The sequence below is a fragment of the Streptomyces sp. JJ38 genome, assembly GCF_019303475.1.
In the GTDB taxonomy this organism is placed as follows: Bacteria; Actinomycetota; Actinomycetes; order Streptomycetales; family Streptomycetaceae; genus Streptomyces.
Window position 1 is genome coordinate 1 of the sequence record NZ_JABLSI010000009.1, and the last position, 2298, is coordinate 2298.

Annotated in this window: 2 protein-coding genes and 1 tRNA gene (1 of these 3 only partly in view); 1 reads left to right on the plus strand and 2 read right to left on the minus strand. The window is 75.5% G+C overall.

Going from position 1 to position 2298, the window contains the following annotated elements:
- On the minus strand, window positions 1-1181 hold a 1181-nt coding region (locus HPT28_RS06565), incomplete at its 3' end, for a serine/threonine-protein kinase (protein ID WP_257578157.1).
- A gap of 603 nt (window positions 1182-1784) precedes the next feature.
- On the opposite strand from HPT28_RS06565, the gene HPT28_RS06570 reads away from it, so the two are divergent.
- Complete coding sequence (locus tag HPT28_RS06570; RefSeq protein ID WP_219089989.1) at window positions 1785-2003, plus strand: hypothetical protein; 219 nt, start codon at window positions 1785-1787, stop codon at window positions 2001-2003.
- Between the two features lie 242 nt (window positions 2004-2245).
- Here the strand turns inward: HPT28_RS06570 and HPT28_RS06575 are convergent.
- A tRNA-OTHER gene (locus HPT28_RS06575) sits at window positions 2246-2298 on the minus strand; it runs 59 nt beyond the window's last position.

The window sequence follows — 2298 nt, forward strand, 5'->3', positions numbered from 1 at the left end:
GGCCGCCGCCGCTCACCGCCCGTCCGGGGGCCGCGCCGGGCCCCGGTGGAGCGGACCCCGCGGCCGTCGGCGGGCTCCGGCCGCGGCCCGGCGTCATGGCCGCGCGGACGTGCCAGTGCCCGGGGCGGGGGAGTACGGCCGTCGACGGCGGGGTGCCCCCCGGTGCCGCCGCCGGGGAGCCGGCGGGTGCCGCCGGGCCCGGCGGGTCCACCGGGCCGGGGGCGGGGACGTACGCGCTCGGACGAGGGCGGTGTGGGCCGGGGCGTCGGCCCGGTGCCGCGTTCGGTGCGCGGCTGCGCGGGCTCGGCCGCCCGCTGGGTGGCCGGGCGGGGGATCGGCGCGACGCCCTGCGGCAGGCCCCGGGCCTCGCGCGCGGCGATCTCCTTGAGCCGCAGCGAGAGCTGGGCCGTCGTCGGCCGTTCCGGGGCGGTCTTGGCCAGACACGCGTGCACGATGGGCGCCAGCGCGGGCGGGACCGCCTGCAGTTGCGCCTCCTCGTGCACGACGCGGTAGAGCATCACCTCGGAACTGCCCTGCCCGAACGGGGAGTCGCCGGTCGCGGCGTAGGCCAGGGTCGCGCCGAGGGAGAACACGTCCGTCGCCGGGGTCACGGCGGCGCCGCGCACCTGCTCGGGGGCGAGGAAGCCGGGGGAGCCCACCGCCGTCCCCACGTGGGTGAGCGTGCTCGCGCCCGTCGACCAGGCGATGCCGAAGTCGATGATGCGCGGGCCCTTGGGGGACAGGAGGATGTTCGACGGCTTGAGGTCGCGGTGGACGACCCCCGCGTCGTGGACGGCGACGAGCCCCTCGGCGAGGGCGGCCCCGATGGCGGCCACCTGGGCCGGGGACAGCGGCCCGCCCTCGTTCACCTTGTCGTGCAGGGAGGGACCCGGCACGTACTGGGTGGCGAACCAGGGCCGTTCGGCGTCCAGGTCCGCCGCGACGAGCCGGGCCGTGCAGCCGCCGCGGATCCGGCGGGCGGCGGACACCTCGCGGGCGAACCGTGAGCGGAACTCCTGGTCCTCGGCGAGATCCGGCCGGATGACCTTCAACGCGACCCGCTGGCCACGGCGGTCCGAACCGAGGTAGACGACACCCATGCCGCCCGCGCCCAGCCGCCGGTGGAGCTTGAACGAGCCGACGACTCGCGGGTCCTCACGTCGGAGCCGCATCATCGCCATGTCCCTTCCCCTACCTCCGGTGGGGGAGGCCCCACGTGCCCGGTCCGTCTGACGGAGACAGCTTACGGACTGGCGCCTCCCCGCGCCGCAAGGCCGCGCGCACGGCGTGGACGCGTTCCGCGCGTGACGGCTGAGTGGCAAGTCCGCTGCTCCCAGGGCGAACTGACGTCCGCTTGCACTGCGGCCGCCCAACTGCTCCTGCCCAGCCATGAACTGATGAACCACCAGCTTCCGGGTGCGGGGGCGGCCGGCGGCCCGCGGTCGCGGACGGCCTCGGCGAGACGTGGAGGACCCTGCCCGCGGCGCGGGGGAACGGGTGATCGACGTCACCTCGCCGCCCGTCCGGCGCGACGCCACTGAGCTGCCCGCTGACCTGCGCGGGGAGCGCCCCTTCCGGGTCTTCCCGAGGATGGCCGGTATCCATCTCCACCTTGGGGAGTACGCGAACGCCCCGGGGGTCCTCCTGGGGGATGCCCCGCAGTCGGTACGCGGGCATGACGCCCGGGCTGCCGTCAGCGCCTAGGTTTGATGGCAAGCGGCGGGTGCAGCACTCGTCCCCCGAGGTCACCCACCCGCCGCCCTTCACACGACGGGAGTTCGAACATGGCGCACACGGTGGGGCGCGCAGCCCTCCGGGCCCCGGGTCGGCGGCTGACCGGCCTCGCGGCCGCTCTGGCCGGTTCCCGGACGTCGGGGTCGCGTCATCCTCTGGTCGCCACGGTCATGGTCCTTCCCTTCGCCCTTCTGCTCGCCATGCTGTTCGGAGGGGTGGAGGCGGTGATCACCCAGGCGTCGTCCGTGGCAGGAATGCTGGGGCGCTGAGCAGGCGCCCCGGGCCCGGGAGAGCGGCCCGGGTTGGGGATTTCCTGATCAACCCCGTGGGGACGGGGGTGTGGCGGACGGCATGTGAGCCCGGGCAGCCCATGGCTGCCCGGGCTACGTGCGTTCGCGGGTCGGCGGGTTCGTCCTGAGCGCGTCCGTCCGCGCACGGGTGTCCGTCGGGACGGGCGCGGGGCCCAAGACGAAGTCCCCCGGGCCGAAGGGGCCCGGGGGACTCGGAGGTGTGGACGATACTGGGATTGAACCAGTGACCTCTTCCGTGTCAGGGAAGCGCTCT

Excerpts from the sequence above, each read along its gene's own strand:
- HPT28_RS06570 (WP_219089989.1), top strand. The coding sequence starts at position 1,785 with ATGGCGCACACGGTGGGGCGCGCAGCCCTCCGGGCCCCGGGTCGGCGG.